We start from the raw sequence: 17,295 nt of genomic DNA, 5'->3' as shown, positions 1-17,295 counted from the left end.
CGTCAGGTGTCCGGCAACACGCCGTCGCCTGTGGCCCCGTCCGCCTCCGTGGTCAGGCGCCCATCGATGAGATGAAGGCGCCGGTCCATGCGCGAGGCCATGTCGAGGTCGTGGGTGACTGCGACCACCGTCTTTCCCCGCGTGCGCACCAGCGTTTCCAGGATCTTGAAGACCTGTTCGGAGCTCTGGCTGTCGAGGCTGCCGGTCGGCTCGTCCGCAAGGATCAGCGGCGGATCGTTGGCCAGTGCGCGGGCCACGGCCACGCGCTGGCGCTGGCCGCCCGAAAGCTGGTCTGGCCGTTTGTCGAGATGATCGGCAAGGCCGAGTGCTGCAAGCAGATCGCTCGCCCTCTGGCGCATCTCGTTCCGGCCAAGGCGACCGAGCTTGCGCATGGGGATCTCGACATTCTCGCGGGCAGTGAATTCCGGCAGCAGGAAATGGAACTGGAAGACGAAGCCGATATTGGCAAGCCGCGTGGCGGCCCTTTCATCCTCGTCCATCCGGGCCGTGTCGCGGCCGCGGATCACGAGCGTGCCGCCGGTCGGCCGGTCGAGCAGGCCGAGCAGATAGAGGAGCGACGACTTGCCCGAGCCTGACGGGCCGGTGACTGCGACGAACTCCTGCTCTCCGATAACAAGAGAGATGTCCTTCACCAGGGTGACCGGCACCGTCTCCCAGAGGATGCGCGTCAGATCCCTTGTTTCGATCAGCGTGCTCATGTCGCGCCCCTGATGATGTCGACGGGATTGGCGCGGGCCGCCCGCCTTGCCGGCAGATAGCCGGCGACGGCCGCCGATCCGAGCGCGAAGGCCGCGGCGATCAGATAGTGCAGCATGCTCCAGGCGATCGGTAGCCGGGTCATTTCCTGGCCGGTCGCGGATATCTCGAAGCGCACGAGCGAGAGCGCATAGACCATGGCGAAGCCGAGCGACCAACCGAGCAGCGTGCCGGCTGTCGCGATCGCCACACCTTCGAGCACGAACAGGATGCGCATGTCGGCCTCGGTGAAGCCGAGCGACTTCATGATGGCGATGTCGCGCGCTTTTTCGTGCGTGATCGTCGAGATGATGTTGAAGATGCCGAAGCCTGCGACCAGCATGATCGCCGCAACGACCGTGTACATGATGACGTTGCGCACGACGAGCGCCTCGAGGATCGACTCGTTCGCATCCTGCCAGGCGACCGCCTTGTAGCCGAGTTCCGCCTCGACGCGGCGCGCCACCGTGGGCGCCGCGTTCGGATCGTCGAGCTTGATGTTGATCTCGTTGATCGCGTTCGGCCGGGCCGAGAGGATCTGCGCATTCTTCTGCAGCACATAGGCTTCGCCCTCGTCGCGCGCCGTCGTGCCGGTGTGGAAAAGACCGACGATCTTGAAGCGGCGGCTGAGCCCTTCCGAAGAGACGGCGGTGAGTGTATCGCCGAGCTTGGCGCCGAGCCGGGAGGCCATGGTATCGCCGACCACCACATTGTTGCCGCCGGCGGCAAGGGCGGCGAAGCTGCCGGTCTTGAAGTCTCCGATAATCGGCGAGACGCCGGGTTCCGCCTGCGGATCGATGCCGATGACGGCAGCACCGACCTCCTGGCCGGAATAGCGAATGACGCCTTGCGCCTTGAGGGTGGCGGCAAAGCGGCCCGGGATCCAGCCATCGAGCCAGGAGAGTGCCGCGGTGGGGTTGATGATGCCGCGCCGATCGTCGCGTGGCCTGAGGCCAGAAATGGCCGCTGCATCGAACAGGTCTTCTGCCGGTTGGCGCCGCGCCGTCCGCTGCTCGTCGGTCACCTGGACATGCGGCATGGTGTCGACGAGCTGGCGGACGAAATCGTCCTGGCCGCCCTGCATCAGAGCCGCCATGGCGATGGAGAACCCGACACCGACCGCGACGCCCAGCATCGCGACGACCGTCTGCCTGCCGCGACCGGAGATGTGGGTCAGTGCGAGGTCGAGGATGAGGCGCATGGCGAGCTCATGTTCCTGGGACAGGCGTGGCCTTGACGCGCGTGCCATCGGCAAGGTCAGTCGGGAAGGGGGAGACGACGCGCGCGCCATCTTCCAGACCGGAGAGAACCTCGACGCCGTCGGCGCCGCGTATGCCCGTTTTTAATTCCTGTATCCTGGCATGATTGCCGTCGATCACCGCAGCCTTTGTCCCCTCCAGCGCTACGGTCGGGAGGATCAAGGCACCATGCGACACGCGCACGACGATGTTGACGTCGGTCGACATGCCGATCCGAAGCGGCGTGTCGTCGGGCAGGCGGAAGCGGACGCGATAGGTCTTCGTCACCGGGTCGCCCTTGGGGGTGATGCTGTCGACCGTCGCCTCCAGCTTCTGGTTGGGGAAGGCATCCGATCGCAACAACGCGCGCTGACCGACTTCGACGCGCGGAATATCCTCTTCGTTGACGTCGGCCGTGACGATCAGCGGTTTCGGTTCCCCGACCCAGAAGAGTACCGTGCCGAGATCCGCGACTTCGCCGATCTCGCCGTCCTGCCTGAGCACCTGGCCGGTGCTCGGCGCGCGCAGCACATAGGTCGCAAGCCGCGCCTGACGGCCGGCGACAAGGGCTTCGAGCTGGCCGAGTTCGCTGCGTGCCCGGTCGACTTCCTGTTCGCTGATCGTGCTGCGTTCGGAGAGCGCCAATTTGCGCCGATACTCCTCCTGCGCCAGCGTCAGCCGTGCCTGGAGTTCGCCGAGTGCTGCCCGTGCCTCGCTGTCGTCGAGGCGGGCGAGCACATCGCCCTTGGCGACACGTTCACCTTCGCAATTGCATTGTTCGACGATCCGTTCGGCGACCGTTGGAGTGACTTTCGCCCAGGTGCGCGGCTCCACGACGCCATCCGCATAGATGATCTCCGCCGCGTCGCCGCGCTTTGGCGCAATGATGGACACGGGAACCGGGCGAAACAGATACCAGGAAACCGCCGCGCCGATGGCGACGGTGACCGCCCCTCCGATTGCAAAACGAGCCAGCCGCACGAGACGCTCCTTGAATGCTCCCACCCCATTCTGTATAAATAGACCGACGGTCGGTTTGCTTCAAGGGTGTGTGTTACCCTTGCCATCGGGAGCGTCGTGGACCGCGCTGTGAACCCGTGCTAAGCCGCTGTTCTGGGAGTGCTTATGGTCAGAACGAAAAAATCGCCGGAAGTCCGATCGAACGAGCTGATCGATTGTGCCGAGCGGCTTTTCTTCCAACACGGCTACGAGAATACGACGGTCAACGACGTCATCCGTGAGGCCAATGTCTCCAAGGGCGCCTTCTACCACTATTTCGTTTCGAAGGAGGCGTTGCTGGAGGCGGTTGCCACTCGCCTGGCGCAGCGGAACCTGAAGGAGTTGCAGCCGCTTTTCGACGACCCGTCGCTTGATGCGGTCGGCCAGCTGAACGCGCTTTTCGCCGGCTCGCGGCGGCTGAAACTCGACATGGCGCCGCAGCTGAAGAACACCTTCAACGCGCTCTTCAAACCCGAGAATGTTGCCCTCTATCACCGCATCGACGAGGCCCTGCTGGCGGTGAGCATGCCCCTGGTCGCCGAGATGCTGCGGCGCGGGCATGAGGAGGGGACGCTCGATGCGCCCGATCCGGAAGCAGCAGCCTTGATGCTGCTGCAACTGCGCGTGAGCGTCGCCAAGGTGATGTACAAGGCGCTGCAACGTTACGAGGCCGGCGATCTCGATGGCGCCGCGGCGATGCTCGATGGCTGGATGCGAACCTACGGCACCGCGATCGAGCGCTTCCTGAAGCTTCCGGATGGCTCGATCGAGGTGACCGAGCCGGGCTTCGCCCGCACCTTCCTGGAGGCGTGAGCTGTCGCTGCGCTGCGACGTGTGCGTCTCTCAGCTCTTCTGCGCGGCACGCAAGGCGGAGGCCGGATAGCGCAGTGTCGGGTCGAATGGGTTGAGCTTGCTGCTGATTGCCTGCGCCTCGGCCTTCAGGAGATCGGTGATGGTGCCGCTTCGCGTTTCCGTCAGGCGCGATGCCAGCGTGCCGATGCTTAAGGAAGCAACTGCGATGCCGTTGCGGTCGAGAACCGGCACGCCGAGACCAGCCATGCCCTCGATCATCTCGAAGTTCATCTGCGCGGCACCGATCCGCCTGACCTCCTCGATCTTGATGCGCAGATCCACCTCGTCGATCGCAGCCCGGTCCATGATGCGCGGCATGTTGAACTTGATGATCGCTTCCCGCTCCTCCTCCGGCAGGTGGGCGAGAATGGCGATACTGCCCTGGCCGATGCCGAGCGGCACCTTGCCGCCGATGTCGCCGGTAAAGGAGCGGATCGGGAAAGGCCCCTCGACCCGGTCGAGGCAGATCGCATCGAAATTGCTGCGCACCAGCAGGAAGACGGTGTCGTTGAAGGTGGCCGAGAGCCTGAGAAGCGATGGGCGGGCGATGTCGAGAATGCCTTCGCGCCTGCGCGCCTGCGACGCGATCGAGAAGAACTCCAACGACAGACGATAGGATTTTCCTTCCGGCATCTGCTCGACCAGCCCTTCGGCGATCAGGCTCTTCAGCAGCCGGTGCGCCGACGGCTGGGTGAGATTCAGCCTGCGCGCGAGATCGATCACGCGCACACCCTCCGTCGCGTTCTCCGCGAGATCTTTCAGGATGTGGATCGCCTTTCCGAGGCTGGAGCTACCTGCATTCTCTGATTCCGACATGCGCGCAAATCTCTCAAAATTCACATAACAAGATTCCGTATATCGGATTTTTCTAACAAAAAATTCCGAAATAGAAAATTGCGTTTGTGTTTTTCGTCAATTTCCTGGAGTTAATTCACAAGCCTTTCTTGAGGGTGGATGCGCCACAACGTGGATAGCCGGGAGGCTATCCCGATCGCGAAATCGCGCCTTTGTCGTCGCGGTTGCGTCCGGCGGAAATCGCATCGCCTGAGACGAGGTTTGATGGTTGACGACGTGTCGTCGCCGCCGGGATCGCCGACAAGAAAAACGGGGCAGGCGATCCCTGGGGGCAGCGACCCACGGGAGAGTGAGCATGAGTTTCCTGAACCTCGAGAAGGTCTCCAAGTTCTATGGATCGGTTGCGGCCGTTCACGATTTCGATCTGGCGGTCGAAAAGGGCGAGTTCATCTCGCTGCTCGGCCCGTCCGGTTGCGGCAAGACGACGACCCTGCAGATGATCACCGGGCTCGTGCGTCCCTCCGCCGGCGCGATCACCATGGGCGGGCGCGACATCACCCACCTGCCGCCGCCGCAGCGTGAACTCGGCGTCGTCTTCCAGAGCTACGCGCTTTTCCCGCATATGACCGTCGCCCAGAACGTCTCCTTCGGTTTGGAGATGCGCAAGGTCGCGAAGGCGGACCGCGACAAACGCATCAAGGAGATCCTTGCGCTCGTTCACCTCTCGGCCCTTGCCGATCGCTATCCGCGCGAGATGTCCGGCGGCCAGCGCCAGCGCGTCGCGATCGCCCGTGCGCTCGTCATCAATCCGCCGGTGCTCTTGCTCGACGAGCCGCTGTCGAACCTCGATGCGCAGCTTCGCGAAGAGATGCAGTTCGAGCTGCGCCGCATCCAGCAGACGGTCGGCATCACCACGATCATGGTGACCCATGACCAGGCGGAAGCGTTGTCGATCAGCGACCGCGTTGTGGTCATGGAAAAGGGGCGCATCACCCAGGTCGATACGCCCTATGAGCTCTACGAGCATCCGCGCAACGACTTCATCTCGTCCTTCGTCGGCAAGTCCAATTTTCTGCGCGCGACCGCGGCTTTCAATGGCAAGGGCGCGTCGATCAGCATCGACAACACGCCGATCCGCTTCAACACCGATCGTCGCGAGCCGGATGGCAAGGTCTCGGTCTTCATCCGTCCGGAAAAGCTGCGGCTGACGGAACCGACTGAAGGCCAGATCCAGGGCAAGGTGACGACGCGCTATTTCATGGGCAGCCAATGGCTGGTCAGCGCCGAGACCCCCGCAGGCGTTCTTGCCGTTGCGGTTCCCAATCTCGGCGCGCCGCCGCCGATGGAAGGTGAAACCGTCGGGCTCGCCTGGCAGAACGCCGATTGTCGTGTGCTGGCTGGAGCGGCGAACTGATGAGCGCCGCCACGTCCGCCATCAAGCCGCGCCTGCTCGCGCCGCTGGCACTCTCAGGGCCGACGACCCTGTTCTTCGTCGGCCTCGTCCTCTTGCCGCTGCTCTTGACGGTCATTCTTTCCTTCAACAGCTACGACTATACCGCCGGCATAAAGAGCGACTTCACCTTCGCCAATTACCTGACGGTGCTGCAGGACGAATACTATCTTTCGACCTTCTGGCGCACGCTGCGTCTGGCGCTGTTGACGACCGTCATCACCGTGCTGATCGGCGTGCCGGAGGCCTATGTTCTCTCGAACATGCGCAAGCCCTGGCGGTCGATATTCCTCCTGGTGATCATCGGTCCGCTGCTCGTTTCCGTGGTGGTGCGCACCTTCGGCTGGAGCATGCTGCTCGGCAAGAACGGCTTCGTGAACAGCGCACTCGCCATCGTCGGCCTCGACCCGGTCCAGCTTCTCTACACCGAGACGGCGATCGTCATCGGCCTCGTGCACATCATGCTGCCGTTCATGGTGATCCCGGTCTGGACGGTTCTGCAGAAACTCGATCCGACGGTCGAGGCGGCAGCGCTCACCCTCGGCGCCTCGCGCTTCACGGCCCTTCGCCGCATCGTCTTCCCGCAGGCGGCCCTCGGCATCCTCTCCGGAAGTTTGATCGTCTTTGCGCTGTCGGCCAGCTCCTTCGCCATTCCGGGCCTGCTTGGCGGCCGGCGGCTGAAAATGGCGGCGACGCTCGTCTACGACGAGTTCCTGATCGAGCTCAACTGGCCGCTCGGCGCGACCATCGCGATCATCGTCCTCGTCGCCAATCTCGTGATCATGCTTGCCTATAACCGCCTCATCGAGCGGCAGGCGAAGCGCAAGCTGGGTTGAAGCCATGCAGAGAAACGGACCCATTGCTCTCGCTTTCCACAGCCTCGTCGTCGTCTTCATGCTGGCGCCGATGGTGGTCGTCTGCCTGGTCGCCTTTACGCCGGACAACACGCTGACGATGCCCTGGAACGGGCTTTCGCTGCGCTGGTTCGAGGCGGTCTTCCATCACGCCGATTTCATGTCGTCCTTCGGCAACAGCGTCCGGCTGGCGCTGCTTTCGGCGACCATCTCCACCGTGTTTGCAGTGCCGGCGGCGCTGGCAATCACCCGCTACGAGTTCCGCGGCCGCGAGGCGCTGAACGCGCTGTTCCTGTCGCCGCTGATCATCCCGCACCTGGTTCTCGGCGTTGCCTTCCTGCGTCTCTTCTCGCTGATGGGCATGGGCGGATCCTTCGCCTGGCTGGTCGCTACCCATGCGATCGTCGTCACCCCCTATACGTTGCGGCTGATCCTCGCGTCGCTGACCAGCATGGACCGCAATGCCGAGAATGCGGCGCGCACGCTGGGTGCCGCCGAATGGACGGTGTTTCGCCGGATCACCATGCCGCTCATGCTGCCGGGCATCAGCGGCGGCTGGCTGCTGGCCTTTATCAACAGCTTCGATGAACTGACCATGTCGATCTTCGTGACATCGCCGTCGACGGTCACCTTGCCGGTGCGCATGTACATGTATGCCAGCGAATCCATCGACCCGATGATGGCGGCGGTTTCGACGCTGATGATCGCACTCGCCACCGTCACCATGATCATTCTCGATCGCCTGTTCGGTCTCGACCGGCTGCTGGTGGGCAAGGGCTGAGATCCGATGTCGATGCATGCACAATTCCGGCGGCGCTACCGCCTGGACGAGACACCGGTGCACTTCACACTGAATGGCGTGCTCGAAACCGGGCGGCGCGGTGATACGGTGCTGACGGCGATCCTCTCGGTCAGCGGTCGTCTCCGGCAAAGCGAATTCACCGGCGAGGACCGGGCCGGGTTCTGCCTGATCGGTGCCTGCCAGGATTGCTACGTGATGATGGCCGACGGCCGCCGCGTCAGGGCCTGCAGCACGGCGCTTGAGCCGGGCATGGCCTTCACCACCGACCTCGGCGCCATGGCGGAGGTCGCCCATGAGTGAGCCGTTGCGGCCTGTTATCGTCGGTGCAGGCCCCGCCGGCATTCGTGCTGCCGAGCGCCTGGTTCGCGCCGGCCTCCGGCCGATCGTGCTTGACGAAGGCCAGCGCGCCGGCGGCCAGATCTATCGCCGCCCGCTGATCGAGGACGGACGATCCTACCGGAGCCGCTATGGTTCGGAAGCCGGCAAAGCACAAAGGCTGCATCAAGCCTTCGAGGCCTTGCTGCCTGCCATCGATTACCGGCCGGAAACGCTCGTCTGGAACATTTCGGCAGCCGAACGCGGCAATCAGCTCGACGTACTCTCATCAGGTGTTCACCACCAGATCGGTTTTTCGCAGTTGATCCTCTGCACCGGGGCGACCGATCGCGTGCTGCCGTTCCCGGGATGGACGACGCCCGGCGTCTATACGCTCGGTGCCTCGCAGACAGCGCTGAAAGCGCAAGGGTGCACGATCGGCGACCACGTCGTCTTCATGGGGTCCGGGCCGCTGCTCTATCTCGTTGCCTGGCAATACATGAAGGCCGGCGCGCGCGTCGAAGCCGTTCTCGATACCGCACCCGTCACATCGAAGTGGCACCTGCTGTCGCTTGCAGTGCACGCGCCACGCATCGTCGCGCTCGGTCTCTTCTACGGGCTGCAGCTCCAGCTTGCCGGCGTGAGGATCCGTTGTGGCGTGCGGCCCGAGGCGGTTCTCGGCAAGGGCCAAGTCGAAGGTCTGCGTTTCCGCCGGCGGACGCTGAACGGCGATGTCGTCGAGACGATTGCCTGCGACGCGCTCGCCTACGGCTTCGCGCTCCGGCCGGAAACCCAGCTTGCCGATCTTGCCGGTTGTCGCTTTCGCTTCAACGAGCGCGACCGCGTCTGGCTGCCGGAGCGCGACGCCATGGGGCGCACGAGCCGGCCGGATGTCTATGTCGCCGGTGATGGCAGCGGAATTGCCGGTGCGGATGCGGCGGAAATCTCTGGCGAGCTCGCGGCTGCCGCCCTGCTTCAGGACATGGATCAAAAGTCTGCGGATACGACCCGCCTGGTGGCCGCGCGTGACGCGATCCTGCGCCAGCGCGACATCCTCGAACGCGCCTTTCCCTTCCCGGACGATTGGTTCGAGACCGTACCCGATGAGACGATGCTCTGCCGTTGCGAGGAGATCACCGTCGCCGAAGGGCGCCGCTCTATTGCGAATGGGTCCGTCACCGAGATCAACCGCCTGAAGGCGTTGAGCCGCGTTGGCATGGGCCGTTGCCAGGGGCGGATGTGCTCTGCTGCTGCGGCCGAGCTCCTGAGCGCCGCATGCGGCACCTCCGCCGGCGCGGTCGGCCGTCTGCGCGCCCAGGCGCCGGTCAAGCCGATCCCGCTCGGTTTCGGCGCTGGTGCCGAAACGGAGACCCGCTCATGAGCCGGCGCATCTCCGTCGACGTCGCGATCATCGGCGGCGGGCTGGTCGGCAGCTCCGCAGCGCTTGCCATGCGCAAGGCCGGGCTCTCCGTTACGCTGCTCGACAAAGGCCATTGCGGCGCCCAGGCGAGCGGGGTGAACTATGGCGGCGTACGCCGGCAGGGCCGCCCTCCGGAGCAATTGCCGCTTTCGCAGCGGTCGCACCGCATCTGGCCGCAGCTGAATGCGATCATCGGCATCGATGCCGAATATGTCCGCTCCGGGCACCTGAAGCTCGCCCGCACGGAGAAGGATTTCGCCAAGCTCGAGGCCTATGCCGAGACAACAAGGGATTACGGTCTCGGGCTTGAGCTCGTCGCCGGAGCAGCGCTGACTGAGCGGTTTCCCTGGCTCTCGGCGAAGGCGGTCGGCGCGTCCCTCTGCCCTGAGGACGGCCATGCCAATCCGCGTCTCGTCGCGCCTGCGTTTGCGCGGGCAGCCGAGCGGGCAGGTGTCACCGTATTGGAGCAGACGCCCGTGCGCGAGGTTACTGCGACGGGCAACGGCTTTGTCATCCTTGCCGGTGACGGCATCGAGATCCGCTGCCGGCAACTGGTCAACAGCGCGGGCGCCTGGTCCGATCGCTTTGCCGCCCATTTCGGCGAGCCAGTACCACTCACACGCATCTACCCCTCGATGGTTGTCACCGAGCCGCTGCCGTTGTGTCTGCCTGTCAGCATGGGCGAGCAGGGCGGCAGCTTCTATGGCCGGCAGGTGGCCCGTGGCAACTACGTCATGGGCGGTGGTCGTGGTCTGCCGCTTGGCGATCCGGACTATTCGCGCCCGTCGGTGACTGCTGCTTCCTCGGTCATGCAGCGCGCCATCGCGCTCTTTCCGCATCTGGCGCACGCCCAGGTCATCCGCTTCTGGTCCGGAACCGAGGCCGAGATGCCCGACGGCAACCCGGTGATCGGCCCGAGCGAAACGACATCAGGCCTCTTCCACGCCTTCGGCTTCTGCGGCGCGGGCTTCCAGACAGCACCCGCCGTCGGCGAGGTGCTCGCAGAGCTCGTCACCGAGGGCCGCAGCACCACGCCCATCGACGCCTTTTCCATTGGCCGCTTCCGCAAGGTGGCGGTCGAAACTGCAGCCTCGTTGTAAACAGAAAGGGGAATACCATGATCGACCAACGGCTTACCAAAACCACGGCCCTCGCATTGTTGGCCTTTGTCCTGCAGCAGAACGCTGCGTCGGCGGAAACCAAGACGCTCTATATCGGCATGAACGGCGGCAACTTCGAGCGTGCCTATACCGAACACGTGCTGCCGCCCTTCGAGAAGGCGAACGACGTCAAGGTCGTCGTCGTGCCCGGCACCTCCGCCGATATTCTGGCAAAGGCGACGGCCGCCAAGGACAATCCGCAGATGCATGTCATGCTGCTCGACGACGGCGTGATGGTGCGCGCGATCGGCGGCGGCCTCTGCCAGAAGATTGCCGCCGATCCGGTGCTCGACCAGATCCAGCCGTCCGCGCGCCTCAAGGACGACATGGCGATCGGCGTCGACATGGGCATGACCGGGCTTGCCTACAATAAGAAGCTCTTCGACGAGAAGGGTTGGCCGGCGCCGACGTCGTGGATGGACATGGCCGATCCGAAGTTCGAAAACGCCGTCGTGTTCCAGTCCGCTTCGGCATCGAGCTTCGGCCTGCACGCCTTCCTGATGTTCAACCGCATCCAGGGCGGCAGCGAGACCAATGTCGAGCCCGGTTTCGAGAAGTTCTCCGATACGATCGGCAAGAACGTCATCGAGTTCATCCCGAGCTCGGCCAAGATCTCGGAGATGGTGCAGACCGGCGAGGCGGCGATCTTCCCGCTGACGCCGACGGCCGTCAACAACCTGAAGGACAAGGGTATTCCGGTTGAATACGCGCAGCCAAAGGAAGGCTCGGTCGTGCTCGCCGTCACCGAGTGCGTGATCGCCAACAACAGCGAGCCGGAACTCAGCCAGAAGCTCGCCCACTACCTGCTTTCGGCCGAGGCGCAGAGCCTGGCGCTCGACAACGGCAACATCATCCCGTCGAACATCAATGCCAAGGCTGGTACGGATGCGGCGAACGCGAAGCTTGCGACCTTCAAGACCAACATGGAGACCGCCAAGGTTCTCGATTGGGATGCAATTAACCAGAACCGGCAGGAATGGAACAAGCGCTGGAACCGCATGATCGAAAGGTAAGCATTAGCTAACTTTTGTTCGCGCATGCACACGCCCTCGTGGAAGCCACGGGGGCGTTGCTGCGTTCAGGCAAGGCGCGCGTCAGAGCGCGCCGTCGATGGGACGGCTGTTGCGTTCGCCCTTGCTTGTCGACGACGGAAAGAGCTGTGAGCCGAAAGCGCCTTGGCTGCTGATATCAGGAAAGCTGACATCGGCGATCTCGAAATCGGGCATCAGCGCAAGCATCGGCAGGATGCGCTCGAAGACCGCACCTCCGAGCGGTGTTGCGTTCCAGCCCGAGGTGCGGAAACCATAGGTTTCCGGCAGGCCCTTCGGCTCATCGAGCAAGGTGAGCAGGAGATAACGCGGGTTATCCACCGGGACGATGCCCATGAAGGACGTGATGTTGAGTTCCTTCGAATAGCGTCCGCCCACGACCTTCTCGGCCGTGCCGGTCTTGCCGCCGATGAAATAGCCTTTAACCCCCGCCCGTTTCGCCGAGCCCGTCTTGGCGTTGAGCCGCAGCAGGTAACGCAGCGCCTCGCCGGTCTCCGGCTTGATCAGGTCGCGGGCCAGCAGACGATCTTCGAGCGGCGCGCCCTTGATGAGCGTCGGCCTTATGAGACGGCCGCCATTGACGAGCGCCGCAACCGCGATGCTCGCCTGCAGCGGCGTGACGGCGATACCGTGACCGTAGGAGGCGGTTGCCGTATCGATCTCGCCCCAACGCCGCGGCAATTGCGGATGGGCGCTTTCCGGCAGTTCGGTCGTCAGCCGCGACATCTGCCCGAACCGCGTCAGGAACGTCCGCAGATTTTCCTGACCAACGGCAATCGCCATCTTCGCCATCGAAATATTGGAGGAGTAGATGAAGGCTTCGGGCAGCGTCAGCGGCCGATACTGGCCGCGATAGTCGTTGATGCGGAAACGGCCGAAGGCGAGCGGCCTGCTCGCGTCGATGACGGAGCGAAGGGTGAATTGGCCCGAATCGAGCGCCATCGCCGTCGTCAGCGCCTTGAAGGTCGAGCCCATCTCGAAGGTGGCGGCGGCGATGCGGTTGATGCGATCGGGCTTCAGCGCATCGACAGGCAGATTCGGGTCGAAATCGGGATAGGAAACGAGCGCCAGGATCTCGCCATTGGTGACATCAAGCACCAGCCCGGCGCCCGCCTTGGCGCTGAACTTGGCGATCGCCTTGCGCAGCTCGGTCTCGAGCGCGTGCTGGATGCGGATGTCGAGCGTGACACTCACCGGCTCGAGATTGCGGTGGGAGAGATCCATACCGCTTTGGCGCAGGACCTCCAGACCCTGTCCCTCGATCCATCTCTCGATACCGGCAATGCCGATATTGTCGATGTCGACGGTGCCGAGCACATGGGCGGCGAGCGATCCGTTGGGATAAAAGCGCTGCTTCTCGCGCTGGAAGCCGATAGCGGGAATGCCGGCGTTCCAGATGGCCTGTTCCTCCGCCGGCGTTACCTGACGCTTGATCCAGGCAAAGGCTGCGCCGCTCTTCAGCCGTCGGTAGAGATCGCGCCCGTCGATGTCAGGGAAGATCGCGGTCAGCTTCTCGACGGCCTCGTCGACATCGACGATCAGCCGTGGTTCGGCATAAAGCCCGGAACTCGGCACGTCGATCGCCAGAAGATTGCCGTTTCGGTCGAGGATCGATGGACGGCCGAGGCTCGGCGGCGGCGGTATGTAGCCGGTCCGCTCATAGTCCGCGACGCCAAGCTGGACGAGGCGCGCGAGCATGAGCCCGAAGACGAGCGCGAAAGCACCGATGACAAACAGGAGCCGGCCGCGATAATCCGGGCGGGACTGAACCTGACGTACCATATCAATAGAGCCCGTTGCCGTTGGTGAGCAGCTTTTCACGCAGTTCCGGGGAGAGGTCTGGGTCGGCGGTGGCCGACGTGCTCGCCGTTTCGAAACCGTCGATGACGGCGCACCCGCTCATGCAGGGGGCCGTCCCTGGCTTGAAGGATTCGATAATGGCTCCGGGCGTGCCCTCGGGCACAGGCTGGCCGCTCTTCCTGTCGATCGCCTCCAGCATCATGCCTGGTGGCGCGTGGAAATCGGCCGCCGGACGCCCTTGAAGGGCTATCTTCATGAAGTCGATGAAGATGGGTGCGGCGAGACCGCCGCCGGTTTCACCATAGCCCATCGGCTTCGGCGTGTCGTAGCCAAGGAAAACGCCGGTGACGATGTTCGGGGTGAAGCCGACGAACCAGACGTCCTTTTCGTCATTGGTGGTTCCGGTCTTGCCGGCGATCGGCACACCGAGCGAGCCGACATTCCTGGCAGTGCCGCGCTCCACCACACCGCGCAGCATCGAGGTGACCTGATAGGCCGTCATCGGATCGAGCACATAGTCGCGATCGTCGACCGGCACAGGTTCTTCCTGGCCGGTCCAGTCGGCGCCGTTGCAATCGTCGCAGCGGCGCTGGTCGTGGCGAAAGATCGTGCGGCCGTAGCGGTCCTGGATGCGGTCGACCATCGAGGGCGTGACCGCCTTGCCGCCATTGGCGATGACCGCATAGGCCGAAACCAACCGCAACAGCGTCGTCTCGCCGGCGCCGAGCGACATCGGCAGATAGGGTTCGAGCTCGTCATAGATGCCAAAGCGCTTGCCGTAATCTGCCACGAGATCCATGCCGAGATGTCGGGCGAGACGCACGGTCATCAGGTTGCGACTGTTTTCCAGCCCGACGCGCAAGGTGGAAGGACCGCTGAAGCGCCCGTCGTAGTTCTTCGGCTTCCATGTCCTGCCGGCACCGTCGGCAAGGGCGATCGGCGCATCCATCACCAGCGTCGTCGGCGCATAGCCGTTGTCGAGAGCGGCGGCATAGACGAAGGGCTTGAAGGATGAGCCGGGCTGGCGATAGGCCTGCGTCGCGCGGTTGAATTCCGACTGTATGTAGGAAAAGCCGCCGGCGACTGCGAGCACGCGACCGGTGTTCGGATCCATGGAAACGAGCGCGCCCTGAACGAGCGGCGGCTGCCGCAGGACATAGCCGTCCTCCTGCTTCTCCACATAGACGACATCGCCGGGCGTCAGAACGCCATCGATGCCTGCGGCACAGTTGTGCTTTCCCTTGGCCGAGCGGCAGAGCGCCCAGGTGGCGCCTTTCCGGTCAAGGCCTATGGTCTCTGCCGGGGTGATCCCGTTTGACGCCGTGGACTCCGGGCGGAGACCGATTTCCGCGTCGGCCTTCCCGGCGGCGAGCACCACGCCCAGCCGCCATTCCGGCACGTCGGAAAGCGGCCGGAGCTTGGCGAGCGCCGAAGGCCAGTCCTTGATCGAGGATATTCTGGCGACCGGGCCGCGGTAGCCTTTCGCCTGGTCATAGGCGACGAGGCCCTTGCGTAACGCTTTCATCGCAGCTTCCTGCAGCCGCGGATCGAGCGTGGTGCGCACCGAAAAGCCGGCGGTGTAGAGTGCAGCCTCGCCATACTGGGTGTTGAGCTGGCGGCGGACTTCTTCGGTGAAGTAGTCGGCAGCGGCGACGGCGGGCGATGGCGTGCGCCGATCGACGCCGAGAGGAGCTGCCGCCGCCTGGGCAGCCGCCGCTGCGTCGACAAAGCCGTTCTGGCGCATCTGGTCGATGACCCAGTTGCGGCGGCCCACTGCGCGCTCCGCCTGGCGATCGGGATTGTAATTGTTGGGCGCCTTCGGGAGGGCGGCGAGGAAGGCGGCCTCAGAAACCGAGAGCTCGCTCACCGGCTTGTCGAAATAGGTGAGCGCCGCCTGTGCCACGCCATAGGCGCCGCGCCCGAGGTAGATGTCGTTGAGATAGAGTTCGAGAATACGGTCCTTGGAATAGGTCTGGTCGATCCGCAGCGAAAGGATCGCTTCGCGCAGCTTCCGCTCCACTGTCCGGTCGGAAGACAGGAGGAAATTCTTGGCGATTTGCTGCGTGATCGTCGAGCCGCCGATCATGCGACGGCCGGAACCGTAGTTGGCGAGATTGGACAGAAGCGCCGTGCCGATGCTCGCAACGTCAATTCCGGGATGGGCGTAGAAATTCTTGTCCTCGGCCGAAAGGAATGCCTGGCGGATGCGGGCGGGGATCGCGCCGATCGGCAGAAACAGCCGGCGTTCACGCGCGAGTTCTCCGACCATCGTGCCGTCGCCGGCATAGAGGCGGGTGGTGACTGCCGGTTCCCAGTTCGCGAGCGTGCGGTGATCGGGCAGGTGTCGCGTCAACGCTGCGACGACCGTGGCCGCCGCGAGTGCGACGACGGTCACGAGATTGAGGGATGTACCAAGCAGGTTTGCGATCAACTTCATAAGGGCGGAACGGACCTTTGGGATAATAGACAGCCTGGCCGGCACGGATGTCCGTGCGGCTCGCGGCCTGTCTTGGAACGGCATTTGGCTTCGCCGGCATGCGTGATGTCGGCTGCGGAGACGATGCGTTTGGGCGCTATGGCCAGGCGAAACGGCGCATGGGATCGATCCCCGTAAGCGGTGCGATCAGCCGCACCTTTCTGAGTTGACGTTGCCGAGCTACAGCCGCGTCAGCCGATGGAGTTCACCGTAAAGGGATTGTGCCCGAGCAACAAACCACGTTTATTTGCGAGACCCATTAGATGAGTTAGGGCATTCATGGTCAGGCCATATCTTCCGCTCAATGCGCTGCGCGCCTTCGAGGCATCGGCGCGGCATTTGAGCTTCACCCGTGCGGCGATCGAACTCTGCGTGACGCAGGCTGCGGTGAGCCACCAGGTGAAGCTGCTCGAAAGCCGGCTGAACGTCACCCTATTCAAGCGATTGCCGCGCGGACTAATGATCACGGCAGAGGGGGAGGCATTGCTGCCGGTCTTGCGCGATTCCTTCGATCGGATGGCGGATATGCTTGAGCGCTTCGAGGCCGGGCACATTCGCGAAGTGCTGATGATCGGCGCCGTCGGCACCTTTGCCGTCGGCTGGCTGTTACCGCGGCTTGCCGACTTCCAGGCCAAATACCCGTTCATCGATGTCCGGCTCTCGACCAACAACAACCGGGTCGACATGGCCGCGGAAGGCTTGGATTTCGCCATCCGCTTCGGCGGCGGCTCCTGGCATAATATCGAGGCGACGCGGCTCTTCGAGGCGCCGCTTTCCGTGCTCTGCATTCCCGAGATCGCCGATCGGCTGAAGACGCCCGCCGATCTCCTGAACGAAACGCTGCTCAGGTCCTACCGGGCCGACGAATGGGTGAATTGGTTCGAAGCGGCCGGCATTGCCTATCCGGCGCCGCTGCTGAAGGGCATCGTCTTCGATAGTTCGCTGGCGATGATGGAGGCTGCAGCCCAGGGGATTGGCGTGGCACTCGCGCCCCCACTGATGTTCTCGCGGTTGCTGTCGAACGGCACGATCCGACAGCCTTTCGACGTCCACACCTCGATGGGTAGCTACTGGCTGACGCGGCTGAAATCACGTCCGGTCACGCCGGCGATGCAGGCGTTCAGCGAATGGCTGGCTGCTGCGGCAGCACAGCAGGCAGCGGCCTTGTCGCCACCTCTGGCACAAGACGCGCTCGCCGGCTGAGACGGAAAATCTTTTCCTTGGAGGCGTAGACCCGGGTTGCGCCTCGCGGCGCAGCGCGCACGTGCTTGAGGCTGCCATAAGACCAAATAATTCTAATGTCTGCCCTGAATTCTTGTGATGCCCGTT

15 protein-coding genes are annotated in these 17,295 nt (G+C 63.8%); 9 read left to right on the top strand and 6 right to left on the bottom strand.

What is annotated here, in order from left to right; all coding sequences use genetic code 11:
- Positions 1–2: 2 nt before the first annotated feature.
- Genes BLU35_RS13105 through BLU35_RS13095 form a run of 3 tightly spaced genes read right to left on the bottom strand, consistent with a single transcriptional unit; the run spans position 3 to position 2,975 of the window.
- Positions 3–719, bottom strand: coding sequence for an ABC transporter ATP-binding protein (locus BLU35_RS13105; RefSeq protein WP_093233335.1), 717 nt, complete (start codon positions 717–719; stop codon positions 3–5).
- Positions 716–1,957 (bottom strand): ABC transporter permease, encoded by a 1,242-nt coding sequence (locus BLU35_RS13100; RefSeq protein ID WP_093233334.1) that lies wholly within the window; start codon positions 1,955–1,957, stop codon positions 716–718. Before BLU35_RS13100 ends, BLU35_RS13105 begins: the two co-directional genes overlap by 4 nt.
- A gap of 7 nt (positions 1,958–1,964) precedes the next feature.
- On the bottom strand, positions 1,965–2,975 hold the full coding sequence (locus BLU35_RS13095) for an efflux RND transporter periplasmic adaptor subunit (protein ID WP_093233437.1): 1,011 nt from the start codon (positions 2,973–2,975) through the stop codon (positions 1,965–1,967).
- Positions 2,976–3,119: 144 nt separating this feature from the next.
- Here BLU35_RS13095 and BLU35_RS13090 point away from each other — a divergent pair, with 144 nt between their 5' ends.
- Positions 3,120–3,806: a TetR/AcrR family transcriptional regulator gene (locus BLU35_RS13090; protein ID WP_093233333.1), complete on the top strand. Its 687-nt coding sequence runs from the start codon at positions 3,120–3,122 to the stop codon at positions 3,804–3,806.
- Between the two features lie 30 nt (positions 3,807–3,836).
- Here BLU35_RS13090 and BLU35_RS13085 read toward each other — a convergent pair whose 3' ends face one another.
- On the bottom strand, positions 3,837–4,661 hold the full coding sequence (locus BLU35_RS13085; RefSeq protein WP_093233332.1) for an IclR family transcriptional regulator: 825 nt from the start codon (positions 4,659–4,661) through the stop codon (positions 3,837–3,839).
- A 334-nt stretch (positions 4,662–4,995) separates the two neighbouring features.
- Between BLU35_RS13085 and BLU35_RS13080 the strand changes: the two genes are divergently transcribed.
- From BLU35_RS13080 to BLU35_RS13050, 7 genes are read left to right on the top strand one after another with little or no spacing between them, the layout of a single operon-like run.
- Positions 4,996–6,054 carry an ABC transporter ATP-binding protein gene (locus tag BLU35_RS13080; protein ID WP_058329676.1) on the top strand — a complete coding sequence of 353 codons (1,059 nt, stop codon included), beginning with the start codon at positions 4,996–4,998 and terminating at the stop codon, positions 6,052–6,054.
- Positions 6,054–6,926, top strand: coding sequence for an ABC transporter permease (locus tag BLU35_RS13075; RefSeq protein WP_093233331.1), 873 nt, complete (start codon positions 6,054–6,056; stop codon positions 6,924–6,926). Before BLU35_RS13080 ends, BLU35_RS13075 begins: the two co-directional genes overlap by 1 nt.
- 4 nt (positions 6,927–6,930) lie before the next feature.
- The gene (locus BLU35_RS13070) at positions 6,931–7,725 is read left to right on the top strand and encodes an ABC transporter permease (protein ID WP_093233330.1); all 795 of its coding nucleotides are present in this window, start codon (positions 6,931–6,933) and stop codon (positions 7,723–7,725) included.
- 6 nt (positions 7,726–7,731) lie between these two features.
- Positions 7,732–8,046 (top strand): (2Fe-2S)-binding protein, encoded by a 315-nt coding sequence (locus BLU35_RS13065; RefSeq protein ID WP_210185133.1) that lies wholly within the window; start codon positions 7,732–7,734, stop codon positions 8,044–8,046.
- The gene (locus tag BLU35_RS13060) at positions 8,039–9,442 is read left to right on the top strand and encodes an FAD/NAD(P)-dependent oxidoreductase (protein WP_093233329.1); all 1,404 of its coding nucleotides are present in this window, start codon (positions 8,039–8,041) and stop codon (positions 9,440–9,442) included. Before BLU35_RS13065 ends, BLU35_RS13060 begins: the two co-directional genes overlap by 8 nt.
- Entirely contained in the window at positions 9,439–10,581 is a 1,143-nt protein-coding gene (locus BLU35_RS13055) for an NAD(P)/FAD-dependent oxidoreductase (RefSeq protein WP_093233328.1), read from the top strand. Before BLU35_RS13060 ends, BLU35_RS13055 begins: the two co-directional genes overlap by 4 nt.
- Positions 10,582–10,598: 17 nt before the next feature.
- Positions 10,599–11,654, top strand: a complete 1,056-nt coding sequence (locus BLU35_RS13050) for an ABC transporter substrate-binding protein (RefSeq protein WP_093233327.1) — start codon at positions 10,599–10,601, stop codon at positions 11,652–11,654.
- An 81-nt stretch (positions 11,655–11,735) separates the two neighbouring features.
- Here BLU35_RS13050 and BLU35_RS13045 read toward each other — a convergent pair whose 3' ends face one another.
- Together BLU35_RS13045 and BLU35_RS13040 are read right to left on the bottom strand one after the other, a co-directional pair.
- Entirely contained in the window at positions 11,736–13,472 is a 1,737-nt protein-coding gene (locus BLU35_RS13045) for a peptidoglycan D,D-transpeptidase FtsI family protein (RefSeq protein ID WP_093233326.1), read from the bottom strand.
- A gap of 1 nt (position 13,473) precedes the next feature.
- Complete coding sequence (locus tag BLU35_RS13040) at positions 13,474–15,927, bottom strand: penicillin-binding protein 1A (RefSeq protein ID WP_093233325.1); 2,454 nt, start codon at positions 15,925–15,927, stop codon at positions 13,474–13,476.
- Positions 15,928–16,245: 318 nt separating this feature from the next.
- Here BLU35_RS13040 and BLU35_RS13035 point away from each other — a divergent pair, with 318 nt between their 5' ends.
- Positions 16,246–17,169, top strand: coding sequence for a LysR family transcriptional regulator (locus BLU35_RS13035; protein ID WP_093233324.1), 924 nt, complete (start codon positions 16,246–16,248; stop codon positions 17,167–17,169).
- The last annotated feature ends 126 nt before the right edge of the window (positions 17,170–17,295 follow it).

Source organism: Sinorhizobium sp. NFACC03, from assembly GCF_900103435.1.
Classification (GTDB): Bacteria; Pseudomonadota; Alphaproteobacteria; order Rhizobiales; family Rhizobiaceae; genus Ensifer.
This window is presented reverse-complemented; position numbering and strand designations above follow the sequence as displayed.